The sequence below is a fragment of the Brevibacterium picturae genome (assembly GCF_900105045.1).
Taxonomy (GTDB): Bacteria; Actinomycetota; Actinomycetes; order Actinomycetales; family Brevibacteriaceae; genus Brevibacterium; species Brevibacterium picturae.
On sequence record NZ_LT629739.1, the window covers coordinates 3,451,932 to 3,476,023 of the forward strand.

Below are 24,092 nucleotides of genomic sequence, written 5' to 3' on the forward strand. Positions count from 1 at the left end.
CCGCAATGAAGTGAAGAAACAGCTTGGCCTGGAAGAGTGAAGGCATGAGATCAATTCCCCGGTTGGTCGCCGGCACCGCCGTCGTCCTCGCCGCAGTCCTCACCACCGCACCGGTGACAGCAGGCATCGCTGATTTCGTCCTCAACCCTGGACAGCAGCCGGTCAAACGAGCCGCACCCGCGCTGACAGGCTCCACCACTTCGCCGCTCGCACCGATCAGAACGCGCGACGACGACCGGGCAGCAGGCAGCGAACGCTCCGGCGACGACGAGCGGACCGGCGAAGGCGATCGAACGGGTGACCTCAATCGCTTCCCGGGCAGTCCGAGCGCCCACGCCGGCCCGAGCGCCCACGATGGTCCGAGTACCCAGGACGGATCCGACTCCGCGACCACCGATATCAGCGCGATGGCTGAGCACAGCGCGGGCTTGGTGGCGCACACCGCTGACGACGCCCAATCACGCGTGACGGATCTCGCCAGCGATCTGCAGTCCGGAGTCGACGCGGGGGAGTACTCCCAGGCAGACGCGGACAGGGTGCTTGGGGATCTCTCGAGCTACATCAAGGGCGAACGCACCTGGCCCGAACGCACCGTCGCCTGATCTCCGACGCGGACTGTCTCCGTGCTCGCTCGTAACCGTCGCCCGCCTCACCCGCCTCTGCGAAGCTGAGCAATGCTGCTCGGCGAACCTCACATCGGACTCATCAGAACAGGTCCGGCAAAGAGACTAGACTTGCTCACGAGTAAACAGAGACGATGAAAGGCAGGGAATGACGGAGTCCTCCGCAATCACCCCCGAGCAGGTCGAGCATTTGGCTTCGCTGTCTCGGATCGCCATGGGCGAAGACGAGCTGAAGTCGCTCGCCGGTGACCTGAGCACCATTTTGAGCAACGTCGCCAGGGTCAACGAAGTGGCCGGCGACGACGTACCGGCGACCAGCCACCCGATCGCATTGTCGAACGTGTTGCGCCCCGATGTCGTGGGTGAGACCCTGACCAGCGAGCAGGCTCTGGCCTCGGCCCCGGCCGCGGCCGACGACAAATTCCTCGTCCCGCAGATCCTCGGGGAGGAATGATGAGCGAACTGACGCACAAGAGCGCCCTCGAACTCGCCGCAGGTTTGAAATCCGGCGAGTTCTCCTCCGTCGAGGTGACCCAGGCCCACCTGGATCGCATCCACGCCACCGAGGCCGACTTCGGCTCATTCATCACCGTCACCGATGATCGGGCGCTGGAGACAGCCACAGCAGTCGACGCCAAGCGCAGCGCCGGTGAAGATGTCCATGCCCTGGCCGGAGTGCCCGTGGCGCTGAAGGACCTCGTCGTCACCGAGGGCGTGCGCACGACCGCCGCCTCGAAGATGCTCGAGAACTGGGTACCACCCTACGAATCGACCGTGCACAACAAGGTCAAGGCCGCCGGGCTCCCGGTCCTGGGCAAGACCAATCTCGACGAGTTCGCCATGGGATCGACGACCGAGCACTCGGCCTTCGGCACCACCCGCAACCCCTGGAACCTCGACCACGTGCCCGGCGGCTCCTCCGGCGGTGCCGCTGCGGCGCTGGCCGGATATCAGGCCCCGCTGTCAGTCGGCACAGACACCGGCGGCTCGGTGCGACAGCCCGCCGCGTTCACCGGCACTGTCGGAGTGAAGCCGACCTATGGTTCGATTTCGCGCTTCGGCATCATCGCCATGGCCTCGAGCCTCGACCAGGTCGGCCCGATGGGCCGAAGCGTCGCCGATGCCGCGGCACTGCACGAACTGCTCGCCGGACACGACCCGCTCGACTCGACCTCGCTGCCGGACGAGGTGCCCGGCTTCCTCGCCGCAGCTCAGTCGAGCGATCTGAAGGGCAAGAAACTCGGCGTCATCAAGCAGCTGCGCGGCGAGGGCTACCAGGACGGGGTCCGCGATGCGTTCTCCGCCGCCCTCGACGTGGCCGCCGCAGCGGGTGCCGAGATCGTCGAGGTCGACTGCCCGTCGATCTCCTACGCACTCGATGCCTACTACCTCCTCATGCCCTCCGAGGTGTCCTCGAATCTGGCCCGCTACGACGGTATGCGTTACGGCCTGCGCATCGAACCCGAATCGGGACCGGTCACCGCGGAGACGGTCATGGCAGCGACCCGTGCGGCCGGGTTCGGTGATGAGGTCAAGCGCCGCATCATCCTCGGCACCTACGCTCTGTCGGCCGGCTACTACGACGCCTACTACGGTTCGGCGCAGAAGGTCCGCACCCTGGTGCAGAACGACTTCGCGAAAGCCTTCGCCTCCTGCGACGTCCTCGTCTCTCCGACCGCGCCGACGACGGCACTGAAGTTCGGTGCCGAGGCGGCATCCGACCCGATGGCGCTCTACCTCGGCGATGTTGCGACGATTCCGGCCAACCTCGCCGGCATCCCCGGCCTGTCTCTGCCAGCAGGACTGGCCGACGGACTGCCCGTCGGATTCCAGATCCTCGCCCCGGCACGACAGGACGTGACGATGTACGAGGTGGCAGGCCCGCTCGAGGCCGCCTTGGAAGCCTCCGGGACTCGTGTGCTCGATACTCTCGCGGAAGGACTGACCACCAAGTGAAATACGAAGACGCGATCAGAAAGTACGATCCGGTCATCGGCATCGAGGTCCACGTCGAACTGGGCACCGCGACCAAAATGTTCGACGCCGCTCCAAATACCTTCGGCGGCGGACCGAACACCAACATCACCCCCACCTCCCTGGGGCTGCCCGGCTCCCTTCCCGTCGTCAACGAGAAGGGCGTCGAGTACGCGATCAAGATCGGGCTGGCGCTGGGCTGCGAGATCGCAGAGACCTGCCGCTTCGCCCGGAAGAACTACTTCTACCCGGACGTGCCCAAGGATTTCCAGACCAGTCAGTCCGATGAGCCCATCGCGTCGGAGGGCGCGGTCGAGGTCGAGCTCGGAGACGGAACGATGTTCACCGTCCCCGTCGAGCGCGCTCACATGGAGGAGGACGCCGGCAAGAACACGCATATCGGCGGCTCAGACGGCCGTATCCACGGAGCCGACCATTCCCTGGTCGACTACAACCGTGCCGGAGTGCCGCTGGTCGAGATCGTGACTCACCCGATCACCGGGACAGGGGATCGGGCCGCCGAGGTGGCCTCCACCTACGTGCGTACCCTGCGCGACATCTTCCGCGCCCTCGACGTCTCAGAGGCACGCATGGAACAGGGCAACGTCCGTGCCGACGTCAACGTCTCACTGCGCGAGAGTCCGGACGCACCGCTGGGCACCCGCACGGAGACGAAGAACGTCAACTCCTTCCGCTCGATCGAGCGTGCCGTCCGCTACGAGATCGCTCGGCAGGCGACCCGACTCGAAGCCGGAGAGGCGATCGTGCAGGAGACCCGTCACTTCCACGAAGGTACGGGCGAGACGTCGTCGGGGCGCCCGAAGTCCGACGCCGACGACTACCGGTACTTCCCGGAGCCGGACCTCGTTCCCCTCGTGCCCAGCCGCGATTGGGTCGAGGAGCTGCGAGCGACCCTGCCCGAGCTGCCGCCCCAGAAGCGACGCCGCCTGGCGGGTGTGTGGGAATTCTCCGATCTGGAGATGCGCGACATCGTCAACGCGGGTCTGCTCGAAGCCATCGAGGACACCGTGACCGCCGGCGCGAAGCCCGCAGCGGCACGCAAATGGTGGACCGGTGAGGTGGCCAGACTGGCCAACCAGAAGGACCAGAATCCTGCCGAGCTCGTCACACCGGCTCAGGTCGCTGCCCTGATCGGGCTGATCAACGACGGCAAGCTCAATGACAAGCTCGCCAAGGACGTGCTCACGGCCGTTGCCGACGGCGAAGGCGAACCCGCCGAGGTGATGAGTGCCCGTGGTCTCGAGATCGTCGAAGACACCGGTGCCCTCGAAGCCGCCGTGGAGGAAGCAATCGCTGCGAACCCCGATGTGGTCGAGAAGATCAAGGGCGGAAAGATGCAGGCCATCGGTGCCCTGATGGGACCGATCATGAAGGCCACCCGTGGTCAGGCCGATGCCGGAAAGGCCAAGGATCTGATCCTGGCCAAGATCAACGGCTGAGTGGCCGCTGGGCTGAGGTGAACAGAACTCAGCATTGATCCAGCCACACCCTCTAGACTTAGACACCAAAGAAGTTCGGAGGGTGTGGCTGTTCACATTCTCACGGGCCGGACGTGGAACCGGCGGAAATCGGCGCGAGCGTGTCATCCGTGTGTGGAGGTGAGAGCGGTGTCCCAGTCGTGGAAGTCGTTGTGGAAGAGCGAATGCGGGAAGGCGATCCCGATCTATCGTGTCCTGGTGCCCGAAAGCGTCAACCAGGACATCATGAAGGCCTGGAACGCTCGAGGTTATCGCTACACCGCTGGTGCCCCGAGCGCGATCATGCTCACCGGAGGGATGCGCCGGAACCTCTTCCGCTCCAGCGTCCTGTTCAAGGGTGGCACCGGAACCGGCACCGCCGTCACAGCGGGCTTCGCGGCTCCCGGCGGTCTGGCGCTGCTGTCCGGTTTCGCCGACGCGGCACTGACCTTCGGGGCACTCGGTGGAGTCACAGCCGTGGGCACCGGAGTCTTCGCCGCGGTCACCGGACCGAAGTACTTCCGTGATCCCAAGCGCCTGAGCCGGAAGAACCGGCAGAAGGTGGGCCAGGCGCAGTGGATCACCCCGGCCTCACTGGGATTCCAGCTGGGCCGCAAGGAAGGTCGCGACACCGATGAGCAGCGACTGTTCCACCTGGCGGTGGCCATCGCCAGGAAGATCGTGCGCACACGGGCCTGGACCCACCCGATCCTGCGTGACCACGTCTCACGTGTCGACCTCGATCACGCCGTCGCTTCGATCGGTGTCCGATTGACCGAACTGGTCCGGCTGCGTGAGGAGATCGAGAGCATCAGGGATGCGGGAACCGCGAAGTCGGTTGAGACATACCTGTCGAAACTCTCTGTGGCCTTCACATCGATGGCCAATCGTGTGCTATCGATGCATGAGTACTATGAGCGACTCACCGAACTCGATCAGCAGCTCATGCTGCTTCACAATTCCGAACGTTCACGTGAACTCGGCGACAGAGTCCTCGACGTTCTGTCCCGGACAGCTGCCGATGACTCCGCGGACTGGCAGTTCAGGGAACTGCGGATCGACGCCGAATCACATTCATCGGTCATCTCCGGCCTCGTCGCAGAGCTCGACCAGACTGCAGACGACTTCGACGACTTCGACTCACGCCTGGCGGCGGCCCAGGAATCGATTGACGCGCTGGAACCCACGCCCTCGTCGCCACCTGCTTCGAAGGACGACCGCAGCTTGGAGTGATCCGACTGCAGTCAGCAGTGTCGACTCAGTGGCCGAATGGATCGGGGTCGACGCCCGGCGTCCATGAACGACCGGGAACGTTGTACCCGTTGGCGGTCTGCTCCTTCTTCCACTTCTTCGACCAGCGCCTGTCGAGACGGTCGACATAGAGCGTGCCCTGGAGATGGTCGTACTCGTGCTGCATGATGCGGGCGAACCATCCTTCGGTCGTCAGTGACACAGTCTGGCCGGTTTCGTCGACCCCATTGACCGTGACACGGTCGGCGCGCTTGAGCGGAAAGTCGAGGCTGGGCACCGAGAGGCATCCTTCGGTCTCATCATCGGGATCCGGACGGGTGTCGGGGACCTTCGAGGCAATGAGCAGCGGGTTGATGAAGGTGCCGCGTCGACGGATTCCCGCATCGTCCTCGGCGTGGTAGACGAAGATGCGCTTTCCCACTCCGATCTGCGGAGCGGCAAGACCGACACCGTTGCTGGCATCGAGCGTCTCATGCATATCGGAGACCAGACGTGCGAGCTCCTCGTCGAAGTCGGTGATCTTCTCTGCACGCTGATGCAGCACAGGTTCGCCGTAGATGACAATGGGATGAATAGGCATGGGGACAATCGTATCGGCTTTCCCCGCCGCGTTCCCGCCGAGAACAACCCGCTCATTCGACTCCGCTTCTGACGCTCCCTTCGCGTGGCACTGTCGCTTCGCACTCCACTGGACGACGAGTACGGCCACGGCCACCTCGGCGTCTCAGATTCGCACCTTCACGGCGGGGTCGAGAGCTGGCAGCGGGGCCGAAAGGCTGACGGCAGGGGAGGCGACACCGGCATCCGCACCCGCGATTGTTCAGCGGTTAGCCCGCTTGAAGCCTCCGATGCCGCCGTCAGATGCGGCTGGTTCATTGTTGATGACTCCTATCGGCGTCATATTTCGCCGGAAGCGAACATGGATTGTTGAGCAACCATCTGGGGAACATCCGCGAATGCCGCGTGGTTATGATGGTGATGAACCGTCTCGGTCCACGAGACGAGATCAGCAGCTGAAGCCTTTGGCTGGTGGTGACGTGACATCTTCGTCACAGCCCTCGGTATCAGGCGAACAAATATGCGTGAAAGGACATGTCTTGACCATCTTCAACAATGTTTCCGAACTGGTCGGCCGCACCCCGCTGATTCGTGTGAATAAGGCGAGCGAACGCTCCGGCGCGGAGATCGTCGCCAAGCTCGAATCATACAATCCCGCGAACTCGGTCAAGGACCGCATCGGTGTGGCAATGATCGACGCCGCCGAAGCCTCGGGCGAGCTCAAGTCGGGCGGAACGATCGTCGAAGCGACCTCCGGCAACACCGGCATCGCGTTGGCGATGGTGGGCACCTCGCGTGGGTACAAGGTTCTGCTGACCATGCCGGAATCGATGTCGAAGGAACGTCGTGCACTTCTGCGCGCCTTCGGTGCCGAGCTCGTCCTCACCGATAAGGCCCAGGGTATGAAGGGCGCTGTCGACAAGGCCGAAGAACTTGCGGCCGAGGGTGCAGTCCTGGTCCGTCAGTTCGAGAACCAGGCCAACGCTGACATTCACCGCAGCACCACCGGCCCCGAGATCCTCGCCGACACCGACGGCAAGGTCGACATCTTCGTCTCGGGCATCGGTACCGGCGGAACCATCACCGGTGCCGGAGCTGCCCTGCGTGAGGCGAACCCGGACGTCAAGATCGTTGCCGTGGAGCCCGCAGCCTCCCCGCTGCTCTCCGGTGGAGACGCCGGCCCGCACATGATCCAGGGACTCGGTGCCAACTTCGTCCCCGGCGTTCTCAACACCAAGATCTACGATGAAGTCATCACCATCGAAAACGAGGAATCCTTCACCCGCGCCCGCGAGGTCGCAAAGGAAGAGGGGCTGCTCGTCGGAATCTCGTCCGGCGCCGCACTCATCGCCGCCGAGCAACTGGGCGCACGCCCGGAGAACGCAGGCAAGCGCATCGTCGTCATTCTCCCCGACTTCGGTGAGCGCTACCTGACCACCCCGCTGTTCGCAGAGTACATGGACTGATCAGAGGACATTCGACCGAGCACTGCCTGAGGCAGGGCCCAGTTCCGCGGTGAGGGCGTCAAGCATGTGTTTGGCGCCCTCGCGGCATTGGGGATTGACGATGACGAGCACGAAGGATTGTTGAGATGAAGGCACTGTGGACTGTGGCGGCTGCGGCTATCGGCGCGGCAGCCTATGGGCTGAGTCGACCCGGGGTGCGCGCGACACTGCGCGAAGACCTCGATACCGTTCGCAGGCGCGACCCCGCGGCCACCAACGATTTCGTCTCGCTGGTCTCTTATCCGGGCATGCATGCGATCTGGGCCCACCGCGGCCTGCACCGACTGTGGGGCAACGACACCGCAAAGGTGCCGGCCAGGCTGATGTCACAGGCCGTGCGGACCCTGACCGGCGTCGAGATCCATCCCGGTGCGCAGATAGGGCGACGGTTCTTCATCGACCACGCCAACGGAGTCGTCATCGGCGAAACATCGGAGATCGGCGACGACGTCATGCTCTACCACCAGGTCACCTTGGGCGGGACGTCGATGGAGCAGGCGAAGCGCCACCCGACCATCGGCAACCATGTCCTCGTCGGTGCTGGTGCGAAGATCCTCGGGCCGGTCGTGGTGGGCGACAACTCCTCGGTGGGTGCCAATGCGGTCGTCGTCAAAGACGTCGCCTCCGACTCGAGCGCAGTCGGAATCCCCGCAAAAGTCAGGCCCTACAAGAAGCTCACCAGCGCCGAGGCGGGCGGGCCTAACGCCGATGACACGCGTTCGAAGTACGCCGACTTCGAACTGATCGACCCAGCCATCTGGATCTGAGTAGACCAGGCATCCGGATCTGACCGGACCGTTAGTCTGGAACCAACTGTTCCAAAGACATCATTCGCCGGGCCTGCCGAGCTGACATCCCTGAGGGGATCTCGACTTAGTGGGCCCGGCTTTGTGTTGCCATCACAGCCCTCATTGGGGGCGGGGGAGCTGCCCCGCGACTGCGTCACGGCCCCCGGGAATACTTCCCCTCCAATGTCTGTTAAACTTTCAACTAGTTACTTCAAAACTGAAGCTATTCAGTTCGATGAGAGCTCGCGAGCGACGAGCAGAAGGAGCAGACATGGAATTAGGAATCTTCACTATTGGAGACGTCACCACTGATCCCACCAATGGCACCACAGTGTCTGAGAACCAGCGGATCAAGAACACGGTCGAGATCGCCAAGAAGGCCGAAGAGGTCGGCCTCGACGTCTTCGCCACCGGGCAGCACCACAACCCGCCGTTCGTCGCACCCGCGAACCCACCGGTCCTGCTCTCGCACATCGCGGCACAGACCGAGAAGCTGCATCTGTCAACGGCCACCACGTTGATCACCACCACCGACCCGGTGCGCATCGCCGAGGACTATGCCTATGCACAGCACCTCTCCGACGGGCGCATCAGCCTGGTCATGGGACGCGGCAACACCGGACCCGTCTACCCCTGGTTCGGCAAGGACATCCGCTCGGGCATCCCTCTGGCGGTCGAGAACTACAACCTGCTCTACCGTCTCTGGCGAGAGAAGAACCTCGACTGGGAAGGCAAGTTCCGCACACCCCTCAACGGGTTCACCGTCACACCGACACCACTCGACGATGTCCCGCCCTTCGTGTGGCACGGATCGATCCGCAGCCCCGAAATCGCTGAGCAGGCCGCCTACTACGGCGACGGCTACTTCCACAACAACATCTTCTGGCCCATGTCGCACACCGCCCGCATGGTCCAGCTCTACCGCCAGCGCTACGAATACTACGGACACGGAGCGGCGAACCAGGCGATCGTGGGACTCGGTGGTCAGGTGTTCATGCGCAAGAACTCGCAGGACGCCGTCAACGAGTTCCGCCCGTACTTCGACAACGCACCGGTCTACGGCCACGGGCCCAGCCTCGAGGACTTCTCGACCCAGACCCCGCTGACTGTCGGATCACCCCAACAGGTCATCGAACGCACCCTGAGCTTCCGCGACTGGGCCGGGGACTACCAGCGTCAGCTCTTCCTCATCGACCATGCGGGGCTGCCCCAGAAGACGGTGCTGGAACAGCTCGACCTCCTCGGCGAGGAAGTCGTTCCCGTCCTGCGGAAGGAATTCGCGAAGAATCGTCCCGCCGATGTCCCCGACGCACCGACCCACGAATCACTCGTCATCCGTCACCGCGAAGGCCGGGACCCCATCCCCGGCGGCGGACCCGGATCGCGTGCCTATGCCGACCGTCAGGCCAAGGCCGCAGAGCAGAAAGACACCCAAGGAGCTGATCGTTGATGCGGATACTGAGCATCACCACCTCGCTGAGCGAGGACTCGACCACACTGAAACTGGCGAACAAGATCACTGCGGCTGCCACCTCGGCGGCAGACGATGCGGGCCTGAGCCCGGAGACCGATCACGTCAACGTGCGGAACCTGAGCTCGGACCTCACGGATATGGCCCTGACCGGGTTCTGCTCGGAGAACCTCGAGGCGGCATTTGCCCACGTCGCTGAGTCGGACGTGATCGTCACCGTCGCACCCGTGTACAAGGTCGCACCGGTGGGACTGCACACCCTGTTCTGGCAGCTCATCGACGAGAAGGCACTGGCGAACAAGCCCGTGCTCATCGGCTCCACCGGCGGCACACCACGGCATTCGATGGCAGGAGAGACCGTGCTGCGCCCGATGTTGTCCTACCTCAAGGGCATCGTCGTGCCGACGACGGTCTTCGCCGCCACCGATGACTGGGGCAGCGTCGAGGGCGGTCGCAGCCTCAACGCCCGGATCGCTCAGGCCAGCGAGGAGCTGATCGGTCTGGCGGCGAGCCTGGGCGGTGTCGCTGCTGCTCCGCATGCGGGGGCCGAAGCCTCGTCCGCGTCGACCGGTGAGTTCGGCCGTCCCGGGGCGCGGCGGAATCCGAGCATCGATGATGAGTTCAATCCCGAGTTCATCACCCCGTTCTCTCAGCTTCTCGAGGGCTGACGATGGTTGAGATCAAGCTCGGCCGGAATCGTGACGCCCTCGCGCAGAGGTCGTGGAGGGTGTACTTCGAGACCTCTCAGCGCATCAGACAGAACCTCGAGGGAAACCTCAAGGACCGTGCCGGGCTGACCGTCAGCGATTACAACACGCTGCTGCTGCTGTGGGAAGAGCCGACCCACACGCTGACGATGAGCGTGCTGGCCAGGAAGCTGGTGTTCTCACCGTCACGGCTGAACTATCGGATCAAGGTGCTCGAAGACGCCGGTCTGGTGACGAAGACGGAATGCGCGGACGACAAACGGGCACACAACGTCGACCTCACCGAGGCTGGGGCCCAGGCCTTCCTCAATGCGGGGCGCCAGCACCGGGAGAACATTGACGAGGTCTTCCTCTCCCATGTCGACGATGACGAGCTCGAGGTCATCGAGGCAGTCTTCGCACGGATCGGTAAGGCCCTGCCGGAGTAAGCCTGCCGGGGTCGGCTAACCAGATTGAACCTGCCCGAATGGCTCGGCTCATGGGACAATGTGTCTATGTCGATCAAGACCATTGCCTTTCCAGATTCTGAACTCCGCAACCGCGTCATCGCCCGGATTCCGGCGCATCAGCGCGCCAACGTCGACCTGGTCGTCTACTCGGACGCCGATAAGTCGGCAAAGCTGAGCCGGGACGACGTCGATGTCGTCGTGCTCCCGTACCTCAACTCGGGGCCGACCATCGAACTGCTCGACGAGCTGCCGAATCTGGGACTCGTCATCACCCAGACCACCGGCTACGATCCCGTCGCGCACCTGCCGGAGCGCGGAATCCAAGTCGCGACCGCCTCGGGTGTGCACACCGGCGGCACGGCCGAACTCGCCCTGACCCTGACTCTGGCGAGCCTGCGCGGCATCGACGATGCGGTTCGCGCGCAGGGCGCGAGGATCTGGAACCACAAGCGCAACCGCTCCCTGCAAGACCGCCGCGTCATGATCATCGGCGTCGGCGAGATCGGCTCCGCGATCGCCGACCGGTTCGCACCCTTCGAGGTCGACCTCACGCGGGTCGCGACCACCGCACGCGAAGACGCTCGCGGGAAGATCCACAGTGTCGATGAACTGCCGACGCTCCTTCCCCACACCGAGGTCGTCGTCCTCATCACGCCGCTGACCGAGGCGACGAACAAGCTCGTCGACAAAGACTTCCTCGCCCGGCTGCCCGACAACGCACTCATCGTCAACGTCGCCCGCGGCAAGGTCGTCGACACCGACGCGCTCGTGGCCGAACTGAGCACCGGTCGCCTGCACGCCGCACTCGACGTCATGGACCCCGAGCCGCTACCGGAGAACCATCCGCTGTGGGGGAGTCCGAACACTCTCATCACACCCCATGAGGGAGGCGACACCTCGGCGTTCGAACCTCGGGTGGTGCAGGTTCTGGCCGAGCAGGTGCGCCGACTCAACGATGGCGAACAGCCGCTCAACCTCGTCTCGACGGAGTGACCTGGCCCCGCGCCACTAGGTGATTTGGCCCCGCCACACTCAGTGAACTGACGCAGCTTCACTGAGTGAACCGACGCGACTTCACTCAGTGAACTCAGCGCACTCGGGCGAACTGCTCGAAACAAGTTCCAACATGCGAGAACTTGGCCTATGCAGTGTGGACTCGGGCGTAGAGTGCCTGCATGAGCATTGATACGAACTCCACCACCGCGGACATCAAACCCCGTTCTCGCGACGTCACCGACGGTCTCGAAGCCACAGCGGCACGCGGCATGCTGCGTGCCGTCGGAATGGGCGATGACGATTGGGTCAAGCCACAGATCGCCATCGCGACCTCCTGGAACGAGATCACACCGTGCAACATGTCTCTCCAGCGCCTCGGCCAGGCCGCCAAAGAAGGCGTTCACGAATCAGGCGGATTCCCTCTGGAGTTCGGCACCATCTCGGTCTCCGACGGCATCTCCATGGGCCACGAGGGCATGCACTACTCGCTGGTCTCACGCGAAGTCATCACCGACTCCGTCGAGACCGTGATGAGCGCCGAGCGGCTCGACGGATCCGTTCTCATGGCCGGCTGTGACAAGTCGATCCCGGGCATGCTTATGGCATCGGCCCGTCTCGGCCTCTCCAGCGTCTTCCTCTACAACGGCTCGATCATGCCGGGCACCGCGAAGATGTCTGACGGCACCGAGAAGGAAGTCACCCTCATCGACGCCTTCGAGGCTGTCGGGGCCTGCCGTGCGGGAACCATCACCCAGGGCGACGTCGACGCCATCGAGCGCGCCGTCTGCCCAGGTGAGGGTGCCTGCGGTGGCATGTACACCGCCAACACCATGGCCTCGGCCGCCGAGGCCATGGGTATGTCTCTGCCCGGATCGGCCGCACCCCCGGCCATCCACCGCAACCGCACGATGTTCGCCCGCAAATCCGGTGACGCTGTCGTCAACCTGCTGCGCCAGGGCATCACGACCAAGGACATCATCACCCGCGAATCGCTGCACAACGCGATCGCCGTGGTCATGGCCTTCGGCGGATCGACCAACGCGGTTCTCCACCTCCTGGCCATCGCCCACGAGGCCGGGGTTGAGCTCAAGCTCGATGATTTCAACGAGATCGGCGACAAGGTCCCGCACCTGGGCAACGTCAAGCCCTTCGGCCAGTACGTGATGAACGACGTCTTCAAGATCGGCGGCGTGCCGGTGATCATGAAGGCTCTGCTCGACAACGGCCTGCTCAACGGCGACTGCATGACCGTGACCGGCAAGACCGTGGCCGAGAACCTTGAGAGTATCAACCCGCCGGACCCCGACGGCAAGATCCTGCGCGCGCTCAACAATCCGATCCACGCCACCGGCGGGCTCACCGTGCTCAAGGGCTCGATGGCCCCTGAAGGTGCGGTTGTGAAGTCGGCCGGCTTCGACGCCGATGTCTTCGAGGGCACCGCGCGCGTGTTCAACCAGGAGAAGCCGGCCATGGATGCCGTGCTGAACGGCGAGCTGAAGAAGGGCGACGTCGTCGTCATCCGCTACGAAGGCCCCAAGGGCGGTCCCGGCATGCGCGAGATGCTGGCCATCACCGGCGCGATCAAGGGCGCCGGCATCGGCAAGGACGTCCTGCTCATCACCGACGGACGCTTCTCGGGCGGGTCCACCGGACTGTGCATCGGCCACGTGGCTCCCGAAGCCGTCGACGGCGGTCCGATCGCTCTCGTCGAGGACGGCGACAAGATCACCGTCGACATCGCTGCGCGATCCATCGAACTCCATGTCGATGAGGAGGTCCTCGCCGAGCGTCGCAAGACCTGGACGCTGCCGGAGAACCACCGGCTGACCGGGGTCCTCGGAAAGTACGCGAAGCTCGTGCAGTCGGCCTCCACCGGAGCCGTCTGCTTCTGAGCAGGAATCACCCGATAAACTGATCATCGAATAGCCTCCCCACCGCTGAGCAGGGGAGTGATCCATCGCCGAGGCGGTGCGGACCAACGTCCGCACCGCCTCGGCGAGCATCAGGGACCGACTAAGACGAGAAGGACGAGTATGCGCATTGTTGTGCTCGATGACTACCAGAATGTGGCATCAGGTTATGCGGATTGGCAGGCGCTCGGGGCCGAGGTCCAATTCGTCTCCCGCCCGATCCGCGACACCGTGGATCTCGTGTCGACCTTGGCCAGCGCCGAGGTTGTCGTTGCCATGCGTGAGCGCACCCGCTTCTCTGCCGACTGTCTGAGACAGCTGCCGGACCTGAGGCTGCTGGTGACCACTGGCAGAGTTAACGCCTCCATCGATCTGGACGCCGCGCGAGCGCAGGGGATCACGGTCTGCGGGACAGAATCGACCACCTCGGCGACTCCAGAGCTGACGTGGGGACTCATCCTCTCGGTTCTGCGCAGCATCCCGACGGAAGACTCCGCTGTGCGCTCGGGCGGCTGGCAGTCCACCGTGGGCGGTGACCTCTTCGGGCACCGGCTCGGCGTCATCGGGCTGGGCAGACTGGGCACCCAGGTCGCCCGTGTTGGGGCCGCATTCGGCATGGACGTTGTGGCCTGGAGCCAGAACCTCGATGTCGCGCGGGCAGCCGATGTCGGGGCACATGCGGTAAGTAAGGAGGAGCTCTTCGCCACTTCCGACGTCCTGTCAGTGCACTACAAGCTCAGCGAACGCAGTCGCGGGCTCGTCGCAGCCCGGGAACTGGCACTGATGAAGCCGACGAGTGTTCTCATCAACACCTCGCGGGCGGGTCTCGTCGACACCGATGCGCTGATGGCCGCTTTGCACGGGGGGCGCATCCGCGGAGCCGGAATCGACGTATACGACTCCGAGCCGCTGTCGGCCGACCACCCTCTGCGCAGCACGCCGAGGACCGTGCTGACACCGCATCTGGGCTACGTCACCGAGGACACGTACCGGATCTTCTTCACCCAGGCCGTCGATGACATCGCAGCATGGGCGGCAGGGGAGCCGATCCGCCAGCTCACGTGACGTCAACGGCCCGCCGGAAGCGGAGATGCTCCGCGGCGGGCCCTGAACGCTCAACGTCAGTTCAGTACGGAGTGTCAGGTCAGTTCAGAACGTCAGTTCACATCCGCGGGGTCACCGGATACGCGACCTCCGTTTTCCAGCGCATCGATGGCGGCCACCTCGGCGTCGGTGAGTTCGAAGTCGAAGACATCGAAGTTCTGGGTCATGCGGTCGCGGTTGTTCGACTTCGGGAAGACGACGTGTCCGCGCTGCAGGTGCCAGCGGATGATGGTCTGTGCCCAGGACTTGTCGTGGCCCGAAGCGATCTCACCGATCACCGTGTCGGCGTAGTCGACCTTGCCCTGACCCAGCGGTCCCCAAGCCTCGACCTTGATGTCGTGTTCGGTCAGCAGCGGACGGGTCTCGACCTGCTGGAACTGCGGATGGCACTCGATCTGGTCGACGGCTGGGATGATCCCGGTGTCGAGGATCGCCGGCAGGTAGCGGTGGTCGAAGTTCGACACACCGATCGACGTGGTCAGGCCCTGATCGCGGTAGGAGGGGAAAGCCTCCCAGGTCTCGACCGAGTTGTTGTTCTCCGGTGTCGGCCAGTGGATGAGGTACAGGTCGACATGGTCGAGACCGAGCTTCTCGAGGCTCTCGCCCAGGGCCCGCTTGGACTCCTGCGCACCGTGGCGGTCATTCCACAGCTTCGTCGTGACGAAGAGCTCGTCGCGAGCGATGCCGGACTTGGCGATCGCGCGGCCGACGCCCTCCTCGTTGCCGTAGACAGCGGCTGTATCGATGTGTCGGTAGCCGACTTCGAGGGCATCGGTGACAATGCGTTCGGTCTCCTCGGGATCGACCTTGAAGACGCCGAAGCCCAGCTGAGGAATGGTTCTACCGTCGTTGAGTGTGAGTGTGGGAACCGTCATGGTGCCGCCTTTCGTCACGGGTTGAGGTCTGTCGTGGTGGACTGCCGGGCACCGCTGTGACGGTGCCAAAGCGAGCCTATAACGCCGAGACGGCTCCGCAGTATTCCTGAGTTCGTCGGCACCGCTCGTCGAGGTTGGGGACTAACTTCGTCCTTCGTCGTGAGCTCGTTTCTTGCCGGTGGACTTCTCGGCGGCCTCCTGAGCCTCGTCGAAGACCGAAGGACCGCCGACGCTGGCTTCGTCGTCGTCCTCGCGCCCGGGGGTGTGCAGGTTGAACTTGATGATTGCCCACCGGAAGAGGACGTAGTAGATCACCGCATAGGCAAGGCCTATGACGAGCAGCAGCAGGACCGGTCCGATGCCGCCTGAGAGTTCGGAGGCTCGGCCGAGGTTGAGCACGTAGTCGATGGCTCCAGCCGAGAATCCGAAGCCGGACTTGATTTCCAAGGCATTGACCAGTGCCAATGAAGTGCCGGTGAGGACTGCGTGGACCACGTAGAGCGGGAACGCGACGTAGGCGAAGGCGTACTCGAGCGGTTCGGTGATGCCCGTGATGAAGGCCGTCAGCGCCACCGAGAGCATGATGCCGCCGACGACCTTGCGGCGCTTGGGATGGGCCGTACGGTAGATCGCGAGAGCCGCAGCCGGCAGGGCGAACATCATGATGGGGAAGAACCCGGTCATGAAGGATCCGGTCCAGGCCGCAGTTCCGTCGACTCCGCTGTAGAAGCAGGTGATGTCGCCGTGGAGCGTATCGCCCGCGGCATTCGTGCACGAGCCGAGCTGGAACCACGGCAGGTTGTTGAGCAGGTGGTGCAGACCGAAGGGAATGAGCAAGCGGTTGACCGTGCCGAAGACGAATCCCGTGCCCGGGTTCGAGCCGTGCTCCATGAGGAAACCGCCCACGCCCTTGTTGATGAGCGTGTCGAAGACTGGGTAGACGATGGCCATGACGACTGCGATGAGCATCGCCGCGACCGCCGTGACAATAGGCACGAAGCGTCTGCCGCCGAAGAACCCCAGGTAGGTGGGCAGCTTGATCCGGTGGTAGCGCTGATAGAGCAGAGCGGTGACGATGCCGACGATGATGCCGCCGAGCACACCGTAGTTGATCACCATCTCGCCGTCGCCGCTGTCCGATCCGAAGGTGGGTGCCAGAGCCGTGAACACTCCGTCGAGGACCATATATCCGACCACGGCCGCCAGCGCTGTGGAACCGTCGGCCTTCTTCGCGAAGCCGATCGCCACGCCGACGGCGAAGATCAGCGGCAGGTTGTCGAACAGTGCCGAACCGGCCGCGGCGAGTGTGTCGGCCACCGGTTGGAGCCACGGTGCGAACTGGGCTAAACCGTCGGCGCCGAGCATGTCCGGCTGCCCGAACCGCTGCAGCAGTGCAGCCGCGGGAAGCACCGCGATCGGCAGCATGAGGGAGCGCCCTACGCGCTGCAGCTGCGCGAAGCCGGGGACCGACCGCTTCTTCTTCCTCGGGGCATCATCGGTGGATGCAGTGTTCATCGGATTCCTCCTAATCGAGATGCGCCCGGTGCAGGGGTTGCCCCGCCGACGGTGGATCGTCGGTGCAGCGTGTGCTTCCGGCAATGTCCGTGGGTCGCCGTAGACTTGTGACGAACATCGCAGAACACAACCCCGGCACCGGTACGCGAGTGCGGGAGATCAAGGCAGCTGATATGAGCAAAGCGGAGCAGATCGTCGCCGGACTGGGCGGCGCGGACAACATCGACGAGGTCGAAGCGTGCATCACGCGGCTGCGCGTCGAGGTCGCCGATGGGGACCTCGTCGACGAGCGCGCGCTCAAGGGTGCCGGAGCCTTCGGAGTCCTCGTCCAGGGAAATGGGGTGCAGGTCGTCGTCGGTCCCGAGGCCGACAATCTGGTCGACGACATCGAAGATCTGCTCGACTGACTCGGGGAGCTGGTTCCACGACATGTCATGCCTTTCCGGTAGCCGCCGCTTCCACGGCCGCGACCGCGGCGGCGGCGTCCGGTCCGGACGCGCTGACCTCGACATCGTGTCCCGGGTCGATGCCGAGTCCCAAGATGTCCATGACGCTGGTCGCCGAGGCGGTCGCTTCGTCTTCGGGACGACGCAGGTTGACTTCGGCGTCGAGTGCCTTCACCGCTCGGGCGAGCAGAGCCGCTGGTCGAGAGTGGAGGCCCGTCGGCGCCGTGACGTGTATCGTGCGCTGAATCGTCTCGGTGCCGGAGCCAGGGTCGGGGTCGGAGCCTGCCTCTGGCTCGATGTCGGATGCCGTCTCATCCGCGCCGTCGTTGGTCCAGAGTGTGCCGTCGAGCGCCTGGCGGGCCGATTCCCGAGCCTGTTCGAGGGTGACCTCGGCGAGGCGAGCGGCGACTCGAGGCAGGGAGGGTGCAGACATCGACAGAGTCGAGACCCCCAGGCCGACGAGGATGACGGCCAGTTCAGGATCGGCCGCGGCCTCCCCGCAGACACTGACAGGACGCGGGTTTGCGCGTGCCTCCGCGCTCGATTCGTCACCGGCGGGAGCGTCACCATCGCCGGCGTGCCGGGCGCCCAGTATGACGGCGTCGATGAGGCGGAGGAGCGCGGGCTGCCTCGCCGAGTGCAGGTCCTCATAGTCGCTGAGCTCGCGGTCGAAGGCGAGTGTGTACTGTGCTAGATCGTTCGTGCCTATGCTCGCGAAGGCGACGGGTTCGAGAACCGATTCGGCACACAGGGCCGCGGCCGGGGTTTCGACCATCACACCCGCGGAGTCCAGCCCGGCAGCACGGACGAGGGCGGCGAACCGGACAGCCTCCGTCGGGGTGGTGATCATCGGAGCCATCACCTTCACCTCGGCGGTGGCGGACTTCGCCGCACGCGCGATCGCTTCGATCTGGCGCTCCAGCACTTCGGGTGCGAAGGAATGTGTGCGAAAGCCCCGCATTCCCAGCGCCGGATTGGGTTCGTCGCGGCTGCCCCAAATGAACGGAATGGGCTTGTCTGAACCCGCGTCGAGGGTGCGGACGGTGACCGGGAGGTCGGGGAAATGCGAGAAGATCTCCGCATACACCTCCGTCTGTTCGACCACGGTGGGTTCGTCCTCGCGATCGAGGAAGAGGAACTCTGTGCGCAGCAGCCCGATGCCCTCGGCGCCGGACTCCGCGGCCGCCTTCGCCTCTGTGGCAGAGCCGACGTTGGCCAGCAGGGGGATTCGCGTTCCGCAGGCGAGTTCGCCGTGGCTGGTCAGCACCGGTGCGGCGGAACGCTCTGCGGCGAAGTGCACGGCCCGGTCCCGCTCGTCCTCGGTGGGGTCGTCGCTGAGGATTCCGGTGGATCCGTCGACGAAGAGCTGCGTGCCCTGTTCGATGTCGACCACCTGGGCGTCTGCTCCGACGACGGCGGGAATGCCCAGGGCACGGGCGAGGATAGCCGAATGAGACTGCGCTCCACCGTTGGTTGTGACGATGGCCAGCACGGTGTCAGGGTCGAGCCCAGCGGTGTCGGTCGGCGACAGAGTCTCGCCGACGAGGATCGATGGTGTCGTCGGCAGTGTGATCCCGAGAACGCCGCCGCGCAGGGCGGCGATGATCCGGTCCCGGATGTCATCGACGTCCGCGGCCCGTTCGCCGAGGTAACCGCCGACGGACTCGAGGCGTGCTCGCAGTTCGCCGGTGGCTTCCCACGTCGCACGCTCGGCGGTGAGCTGCCTGTCTTGGATGTGGTGGTTCGCGATGGCCAGGAGCGCTGGATCGGCGGCCATCTCCGCCGTCGCTTCGAGCACATCGCGTGCAGTGGACTGCGCCGTGCGCGCTGCTGCTTCCTGGGAATCGGCGACCGCCGCGGCAGCTGCGTGGAAGCGCTCGAGTTCAGGGCCGGTCTCGGAATCGGACGGACGTGGAGTGGCCGAGGGTTCGTCGACGGTGCGCGTCACGCGATGGACCGGTCCCAGGGCGCAGCCGTGGCTCACACCGATTCCCTGCAACCTCACGTCGTCTCCTCGCCCCGGCCTCGATGCCGGAGCCTGATAGTGATCTTTGACACATCGTCAGTCTAGGTGCAAAACTCCGATTTATGGGATGTGATGCGGAGGAAACCTCCACAGAAGGTGACGTGGGTGCCGTTCGGGGCAGTGCCGGAACGACGGCGGTCTCCTCTGCGGCCCCTGCCTCGGTGCTGGCCCGACTGCGCTCGCTCGTGCCCACGCTCAGCCGCGGTCCGGCGGCGGTGGGACGCGCGGTCCTCGACGATCCCCGTCAGACAGTGCCCATGACAGTCCAGCAGCTCGCCACACACTCTCAGGCCTCTGAAGCCTCGGTGATCCGACTCGCCCAGGCCGCCGGCTGCAGCGGCTACCGGGAGTTTCGTACCCTGCTTGCCGCAGCTGCTGCGCAGGAGGAAGTGAGTCGTCCCAGCGGGCTGCCTGCTGATATCAGTGCCGGTGATGATCCCGTCGTGGTCGTGGCCAAACTCGCGGCCGAGGAGCGGCAGGCACTCGCCGATACCGCGGCCTCCCTCGACATTGCCGCACTTGAAGCTGCAGCCGATGCGATCGTCGCGGCACGGCGGCTCGTCATCGCCGGTATCGGAGCCTCGGGGCTCGTCGCTGAGGATCTGTCGACAAAGCTGGAGCGCATCGGTCTCACCGCCCGTGCCGTCACCGAAGGTCACATGGCGATGACGCTGACCGTACTCATGGAACCAGATGAGCTGCTCGTCGCCATCTCCGCCTCGGGAGAGACCACCGACATCATCGAACCTCTCGCTGCTGCGAGGGAGGCCGGGGTGCCGACCGTGGCTCTGACGGTTCGTCCGCGCAGCACCCTGACGTCGGCCGATCATGTTCTCATCGGCGTCGCCGCCCGGGAGTCGGGTATGCGTTCGGCTGCGATGAGTTCGCGAACGGGTCAGCTCTTCATCGTCGACGTTCTCTTCACTCTTGTATTCCAACGCTGCGGGGCGCGGGCGCGAGATGCCGTCGGCACATCCCATCGCCGCCTGGCACCCCGTCGAAGAAAGGCAGGAAACCCATCATGACGAACACGATCTCCTCACCGGTGAGCGGCACCGTGATTCCGCTCGCAGATGTTCCAGATCCCGTGTTCGCCGAGGCGCTCGTGGGCCCTGGAACGGCGATCGATCCCGAGGGCCCGTCCACCGTCACGGCCCTGGCTCCGGTGTCCGGCACTCTCAGCTCACTCAAGCCTCATGCCTTCGTCATCGCCACCGAGTCCGGTCAGGGGGTGCTCGTCCACCTGGGTATCGACACCGTCGAACTGAAGGGGGAGGGCTTCACCCTGCACGTCGAGGTGGGGCAGACGGTGAACGCGGGAGATCGGCTCATCACCTGGGACACCACGCCCGCCCGTAACTCGGGGCGCTCTCTTGTCGTGCCGGTCGTCGCGCTCGAGGCCGATGTTGAGTCGCTGACGGTGATTGCCGAGGGCGTTGTGAGTGCGGGGGAACAACTTCTCGAGCTGGGATGAGTACCCAGCTGAGGTCGGTGCAACCGATCTCAGCCGGTGAAGACTGTGTGCACATCACCGGTGAGCGACCGACCGCCGAGGTCGACGAGTTCGAGGACCACGGCTGAACCGACCACCTCGGCGCCGAGGTCGGCTACGAGGGCCTGAGCAGCGGTGAGTGTTCCACCGGTGGCCAGGATGTCATCGACGAGGAGGACGCGCTCGCCTTCCTTGAGCACGTCCGGGCCTTCGATCGTCGCGGTCCCGTATTCAAGTGAATAGGACACGGCCGCGGCCGGCTTCGGGAGTTTGCCTGCCTTGCGGATGGGCAGAATCCCGACTCCAGCTATCGCAGCGATTGTTCCGGCGAAGAGGAAGCCGCGAGCCTCCAGTCCACCGACGATGTCGAACTGTCCGTCAAAGGGCGCGATCAGTGCCTCGGTGACGGCACGCAGTGCAGGACCGTCAGCGATGAGTGGTGAGATATCGCGAAAGTTCACCCCCGACTGAGGGTAATCGGGAATCGAGGTGATCAGAGTCTGTGCGCGTTCGAGATCGGTATTCGTCACGGGTCAACGATACTCGGTGGGGAGTAGCGTAGTGGACACCGGATCGGAGGTCACCATGGAGCACAATCGTCACCACGTCTCCCCAGCCGAGGCTTTCGCGCTCGTTCCCCGGGAGCAGTTTCTGCCCGCCGACGAACGGCGTAACGCGAGCAGCAATGTGCCGCTGCAGATCGGCGACGGTCAGACGAACTCGCAACCGAGCACCGTCTCCGACATGCTCGGGCTCCTAGACCCGCAGCCCGGTGATCGCGTTCTCGACCTCGGTTCGGGATCCGGCTGGACGACGGCCCTCCTCGGCGTCCTTGTCGGCTCTCGTGGTCATGTGACAGGAGTGGAACGGTACCGGCGACTCATCGAACAAGCTCGGACGTCATTGCGACAGGCGGGCCTGGGTGACGTGGGCATTGGCAACTCGGGTGACTCAGGCGATGTCGAGTTCATCGTAGCGACCCCCGGAGTTCTGGGTCTGCCCGAAGCCGCACCCTTCGACCGCATTCTCGTTTCGGCCGGAGCACAGACCCTGCCCCGCGAGCTCGTTGCGCAGCTGAGGACCGGCGGAGTCATGGTCATCCCTGTCGACGGTGAAATGCTGAGAGTCGAGCGCACCGGTGCTGAAGATGGTGATGTCGCCGTCACCCGGCACGGCAGGTATCGCTTCGTTCCCTTGATCCGCGACTGACAATGGGGAGCGGAGACGGGCGTCTTCGGACAGCCAGGTGGCGCACAGCAGCCCGTACACCTCGCGAGCTCCGGCACTGTACTCGTCGGCATCTACTTGACTTTGCCCCAAGGGTAAGGCGTCGGGTGAGATCAGGTGGAAAACGCCACCTGATCTCACAACAAGGAGGATTTCCCATGGAACTAGATATTGCGATTCAAGAACGAGAGACCACCCACTACATCGGGATCCCCGTCAGCGCCCGGTTCTCCGAGTTCGGCGCTCCCGGAGGCCCGAATGAGGCGGTTCCGCGCGTCTATCAGTGGCTTGCCGAGCACCAGATTGCGCCACTGGGTGGCCCGCTCTACGTGTACCGTCACATTGGAACTGCCGATGAACCAGTCGACCTCACAGTTGCGGTTCCCGTCGCTGGGCCGATGCAGCCCTCCAACGGTCTCGTGTTGGGAAGCCTGCCTCCGGGCACCTATGTTGTCGGTCGGCATGTGGGAGCCCCGGACGGGATCGCTGTCGCGCAGGCAAAAGTGAATACGTGGGCCGATTCCAGGGGGATTCGATTCGATGTGCTCCGCGACGAGAACGGAGACCTGTGGACGGGGCATGCCGAACACTTCCTCTCCGACCCGACCGAGGTGCCCGACACCTCGAAATGGGTGACCGAGCTCCTGTTCAAGACTGCCTGAATAGGAGCAAACCCCATACAATCGGTTGAAAGGAGGGGGATGGCCGAACTGATGACTATTGGGGAGTTCGCTACGGCGACCTGGCTCTCGCCGAAGGCGCTCCGGCTCTACGATCAGCGAGGCTTGCTCTCTCCTGACGCCGTTGACCCGTTCAACGGCTATCGGAAGTACAGTCCAACCCAGATCCAAACGGCGCGTCTGATCACGATGCTTCGCCGCATGGACATGTCACTCGAGCAGATCGGCGGACTAGTTGACCTCGCTCCCAGCGAGCAAGCTGCACAAATTGGCCGCTATCGCGAACAAGACGTCGAGCTTCACGCTCGTAGGCAGTCGTTGGCGAGATTCCTTGAACATGCTGTGGAGAACGGTTCGATGGATGGAGAGGGCCAGCCAGGAGCGTCACGGTTCGAGGTTGCGATTCGAAGAGTCCCGGCGTTACCGATACTGACCGCGACAAGGAACACCCCCGCTCGAGATCTCCCCGACGTGATTCGGATTAATGCTGAAAGGTTGTTGGCCCTGGCGGAGGATCGCGGCGGCGCAACCAGTGGCCTGATGGTGATCTATCACGGCCAGGTGGGATGGGAGTCAGACGGCCCCATCGAGGTCTGCGTGCCGATCAAGGAACGAAGCCGTGCCCACCGGGTTGAGCCTGAACACAAAGCACTATTCACGAGCGTGCTCGCTGAGGACGTGCAGTTCCCTCAGATTCTCGCTGCGTTCGAAGCAGTGCACATGCGCGCAGTCCAGCTCGGGTTTCTACCGGCAGGTCCTCCGCGCGAAGTCTACTCGGCAGTTAAAGACGGACCGGTACCGCGCTGTGAAGTAGCGCTACCGGTCGCCGAACGAGAAGACTGAGGATTCACAAGCGCGGATCAATCTCCCAACATACTGTGTCAACGCACCGAGAATCACTGCCGTCGGTGCATTGGTCATCAACTGGGTCGAGGGTGACTCCGAGGCCGTGGCGGTGTGGCTGGCCAACGACGGCATCTGGACTCTTGTCGGCAAGCAGACGCCCAGACGTCGAGG

Annotated in this window: 24 protein-coding genes; 19 read left to right on the forward strand and 5 right to left on the reverse strand. The window is 64.3% G+C overall.

Features of this window, described 5'->3' with window-relative positions:
* The first annotated feature begins 44 nt into the window (after nt 1–44).
* The 5 genes from BLT92_RS15760 (at nt 45) to BLT92_RS15780 (ending at nt 5,308) form a co-directional block, all read left to right on the forward strand.
* Nucleotides 45–602 carry a hypothetical protein gene (locus BLT92_RS15760; protein WP_157691477.1) on the forward strand — a complete coding sequence of 186 codons (558 nt, stop codon included), beginning with the start codon at nt 45–47 and terminating at the stop codon, nt 600–602.
* A gap of 169 nt (nt 603–771) precedes the next feature.
* Entirely contained in the window at nt 772–1,077 is a 306-nt protein-coding gene (gatC, locus tag BLT92_RS15765) for an Asp-tRNA(Asn)/Glu-tRNA(Gln) amidotransferase subunit GatC (RefSeq protein WP_092107072.1), read from the forward strand.
* A complete protein-coding gene (gene gatA, locus BLT92_RS15770; RefSeq protein ID WP_092107074.1) occupies nt 1,077–2,579 on the forward strand; it encodes an Asp-tRNA(Asn)/Glu-tRNA(Gln) amidotransferase subunit GatA in 1,503 nt (500 codons plus the stop codon). Before gatC ends, gatA begins: the two co-directional genes overlap by 1 nt.
* Nucleotides 2,576–4,057, forward strand: a complete 1,482-nt coding sequence (gatB, locus tag BLT92_RS15775; protein WP_092107076.1) for an Asp-tRNA(Asn)/Glu-tRNA(Gln) amidotransferase subunit GatB — start codon at nt 2,576–2,578, stop codon at nt 4,055–4,057. The genes gatA and gatB overlap by 4 nt, the downstream gene beginning before the upstream one ends.
* Before the next feature lie 168 nt (nt 4,058–4,225).
* A complete protein-coding gene (locus BLT92_RS15780; protein WP_092107078.1) occupies nt 4,226–5,308 on the forward strand; it encodes a hypothetical protein in 1,083 nt (360 codons plus the stop codon).
* A 25-nt stretch (nt 5,309–5,333) separates the two neighbouring features.
* On the opposite strand, the gene def is transcribed toward BLT92_RS15780, so the two are convergent.
* Nucleotides 5,334–5,906 (reverse strand): peptide deformylase, encoded by a 573-nt coding sequence (gene def / locus BLT92_RS15785; protein WP_092109501.1) that lies wholly within the window; start codon nt 5,904–5,906, stop codon nt 5,334–5,336.
* A 517-nt stretch (nt 5,907–6,423) separates the two neighbouring features.
* Between def and cysK the strand changes: the two genes are divergently transcribed.
* The 8 genes from cysK to BLT92_RS15825 all read left to right on the forward strand — a co-directional run bounded on the left by cysK (nt 6,424) and on the right by BLT92_RS15825 (nt 14,775).
* Nucleotides 6,424–7,350, forward strand: coding sequence for a cysteine synthase A (cysK, locus tag BLT92_RS15790; protein WP_092107080.1), 927 nt, complete (start codon nt 6,424–6,426; stop codon nt 7,348–7,350).
* A gap of 125 nt (nt 7,351–7,475) precedes the next feature.
* Nucleotides 7,476–8,156, forward strand: a complete 681-nt coding sequence (epsC, locus tag BLT92_RS15795; protein ID WP_092107082.1) for a serine O-acetyltransferase EpsC — start codon at nt 7,476–7,478, stop codon at nt 8,154–8,156.
* 292 nt (nt 8,157–8,448) lie between these two features.
* Nucleotides 8,449–9,627 (forward strand): LLM class flavin-dependent oxidoreductase, encoded by a 1,179-nt coding sequence (locus BLT92_RS15800; protein ID WP_092107084.1) that lies wholly within the window; start codon nt 8,449–8,451, stop codon nt 9,625–9,627.
* Nucleotides 9,627–10,316: an NAD(P)H-dependent oxidoreductase gene (locus BLT92_RS15805; RefSeq protein WP_092107086.1), complete on the forward strand. Its 690-nt coding sequence runs from the start codon at nt 9,627–9,629 to the stop codon at nt 10,314–10,316. Before BLT92_RS15800 ends, BLT92_RS15805 begins: the two co-directional genes overlap by 1 nt.
* A 2-nt stretch (nt 10,317–10,318) precedes the next feature.
* Nucleotides 10,319–10,783, forward strand: coding sequence for a MarR family winged helix-turn-helix transcriptional regulator (locus tag BLT92_RS15810; protein WP_092107088.1), 465 nt, complete (start codon nt 10,319–10,321; stop codon nt 10,781–10,783).
* 66 nt (nt 10,784–10,849) lie between these two features.
* The gene (locus BLT92_RS15815; RefSeq protein ID WP_092107090.1) at nt 10,850–11,797 is read left to right on the forward strand and encodes a 2-hydroxyacid dehydrogenase; all 948 of its coding nucleotides are present in this window, start codon (nt 10,850–10,852) and stop codon (nt 11,795–11,797) included.
* A 182-nt stretch (nt 11,798–11,979) separates the two neighbouring features.
* Nucleotides 11,980–13,692, forward strand: a complete 1,713-nt coding sequence (ilvD, locus tag BLT92_RS15820; RefSeq protein ID WP_092107092.1) for a dihydroxy-acid dehydratase — start codon at nt 11,980–11,982, stop codon at nt 13,690–13,692.
* A gap of 141 nt (nt 13,693–13,833) precedes the next feature.
* Complete coding sequence (locus BLT92_RS15825; protein WP_092107094.1) at nt 13,834–14,775, forward strand: D-2-hydroxyacid dehydrogenase family protein; 942 nt, start codon at nt 13,834–13,836, stop codon at nt 14,773–14,775.
* Nucleotides 14,776–14,867: 92 nt separating this feature from the next.
* Here the strand turns inward: BLT92_RS15825 and BLT92_RS15830 are convergent, their stop codons facing one another.
* Both BLT92_RS15830 and BLT92_RS15835 read right to left on the reverse strand, forming a co-directional pair.
* Nucleotides 14,868–15,689 (reverse strand): aldo/keto reductase, encoded by an 822-nt coding sequence (locus tag BLT92_RS15830; protein ID WP_092107096.1) that lies wholly within the window; start codon nt 15,687–15,689, stop codon nt 14,868–14,870.
* 141 nt (nt 15,690–15,830) lie between these two features.
* Nucleotides 15,831–17,204 carry a PTS transporter subunit EIIC gene (locus BLT92_RS15835; protein ID WP_092107098.1) on the reverse strand — a complete coding sequence of 458 codons (1,374 nt, stop codon included), beginning with the start codon at nt 17,202–17,204 and terminating at the stop codon, nt 15,831–15,833.
* A gap of 173 nt (nt 17,205–17,377) precedes the next feature.
* Between BLT92_RS15835 and BLT92_RS15840 the strand changes: the two genes are divergently transcribed.
* Entirely contained in the window at nt 17,378–17,611 is a 234-nt protein-coding gene (locus tag BLT92_RS15840) for a PTS sugar transporter subunit IIB (RefSeq protein ID WP_092109505.1), read from the forward strand.
* A 25-nt stretch (nt 17,612–17,636) separates the two neighbouring features.
* Here BLT92_RS15840 and BLT92_RS15845 read toward each other — a convergent pair whose 3' ends face one another.
* Nucleotides 17,637–19,655, reverse strand: coding sequence for an HPr family phosphocarrier protein (locus BLT92_RS15845; RefSeq protein ID WP_092107100.1), 2,019 nt, complete (start codon nt 19,653–19,655; stop codon nt 17,637–17,639).
* A 122-nt stretch (nt 19,656–19,777) separates the two neighbouring features.
* On the opposite strand from BLT92_RS15845, the gene BLT92_RS15850 reads away from it, so the two are divergent.
* Together BLT92_RS15850 and BLT92_RS15855 are read left to right on the forward strand one after the other, a co-directional pair.
* Nucleotides 19,778–20,701, forward strand: coding sequence for a MurR/RpiR family transcriptional regulator (locus BLT92_RS15850; protein ID WP_197679629.1), 924 nt, complete (start codon nt 19,778–19,780; stop codon nt 20,699–20,701).
* Entirely contained in the window at nt 20,698–21,150 is a 453-nt protein-coding gene (locus BLT92_RS15855; RefSeq protein WP_092107104.1) for a PTS sugar transporter subunit IIA, read from the forward strand. The genes BLT92_RS15850 and BLT92_RS15855 overlap by 4 nt, the downstream gene beginning before the upstream one ends.
* A 29-nt stretch (nt 21,151–21,179) precedes the next feature.
* Here BLT92_RS15855 and BLT92_RS15860 read toward each other — a convergent pair whose 3' ends face one another.
* Nucleotides 21,180–21,698, reverse strand: coding sequence for an adenine phosphoribosyltransferase (locus BLT92_RS15860; protein WP_092107106.1), 519 nt, complete (start codon nt 21,696–21,698; stop codon nt 21,180–21,182).
* 31 nt (nt 21,699–21,729) lie between these two features.
* Between BLT92_RS15860 and BLT92_RS15865 the strand changes: the two genes are divergently transcribed.
* The 3 genes from BLT92_RS15865 to BLT92_RS15875 all read left to right on the forward strand — a co-directional run bounded on the left by BLT92_RS15865 (nt 21,730) and on the right by BLT92_RS15875 (nt 23,918).
* Nucleotides 21,730–22,377 (forward strand): protein-L-isoaspartate O-methyltransferase family protein, encoded by a 648-nt coding sequence (locus tag BLT92_RS15865; RefSeq protein WP_331712211.1) that lies wholly within the window; start codon nt 21,730–21,732, stop codon nt 22,375–22,377.
* Between the two features lie 176 nt (nt 22,378–22,553).
* Nucleotides 22,554–23,057, forward strand: coding sequence for a GyrI-like domain-containing protein (locus BLT92_RS15870; RefSeq protein ID WP_092107108.1), 504 nt, complete (start codon nt 22,554–22,556; stop codon nt 23,055–23,057).
* A gap of 39 nt (nt 23,058–23,096) precedes the next feature.
* The gene (locus BLT92_RS15875; RefSeq protein WP_092107110.1) at nt 23,097–23,918 is read left to right on the forward strand and encodes a MerR family transcriptional regulator; all 822 of its coding nucleotides are present in this window, start codon (nt 23,097–23,099) and stop codon (nt 23,916–23,918) included.
* Nucleotides 23,919–24,092 lie beyond the last annotated feature (174 nt).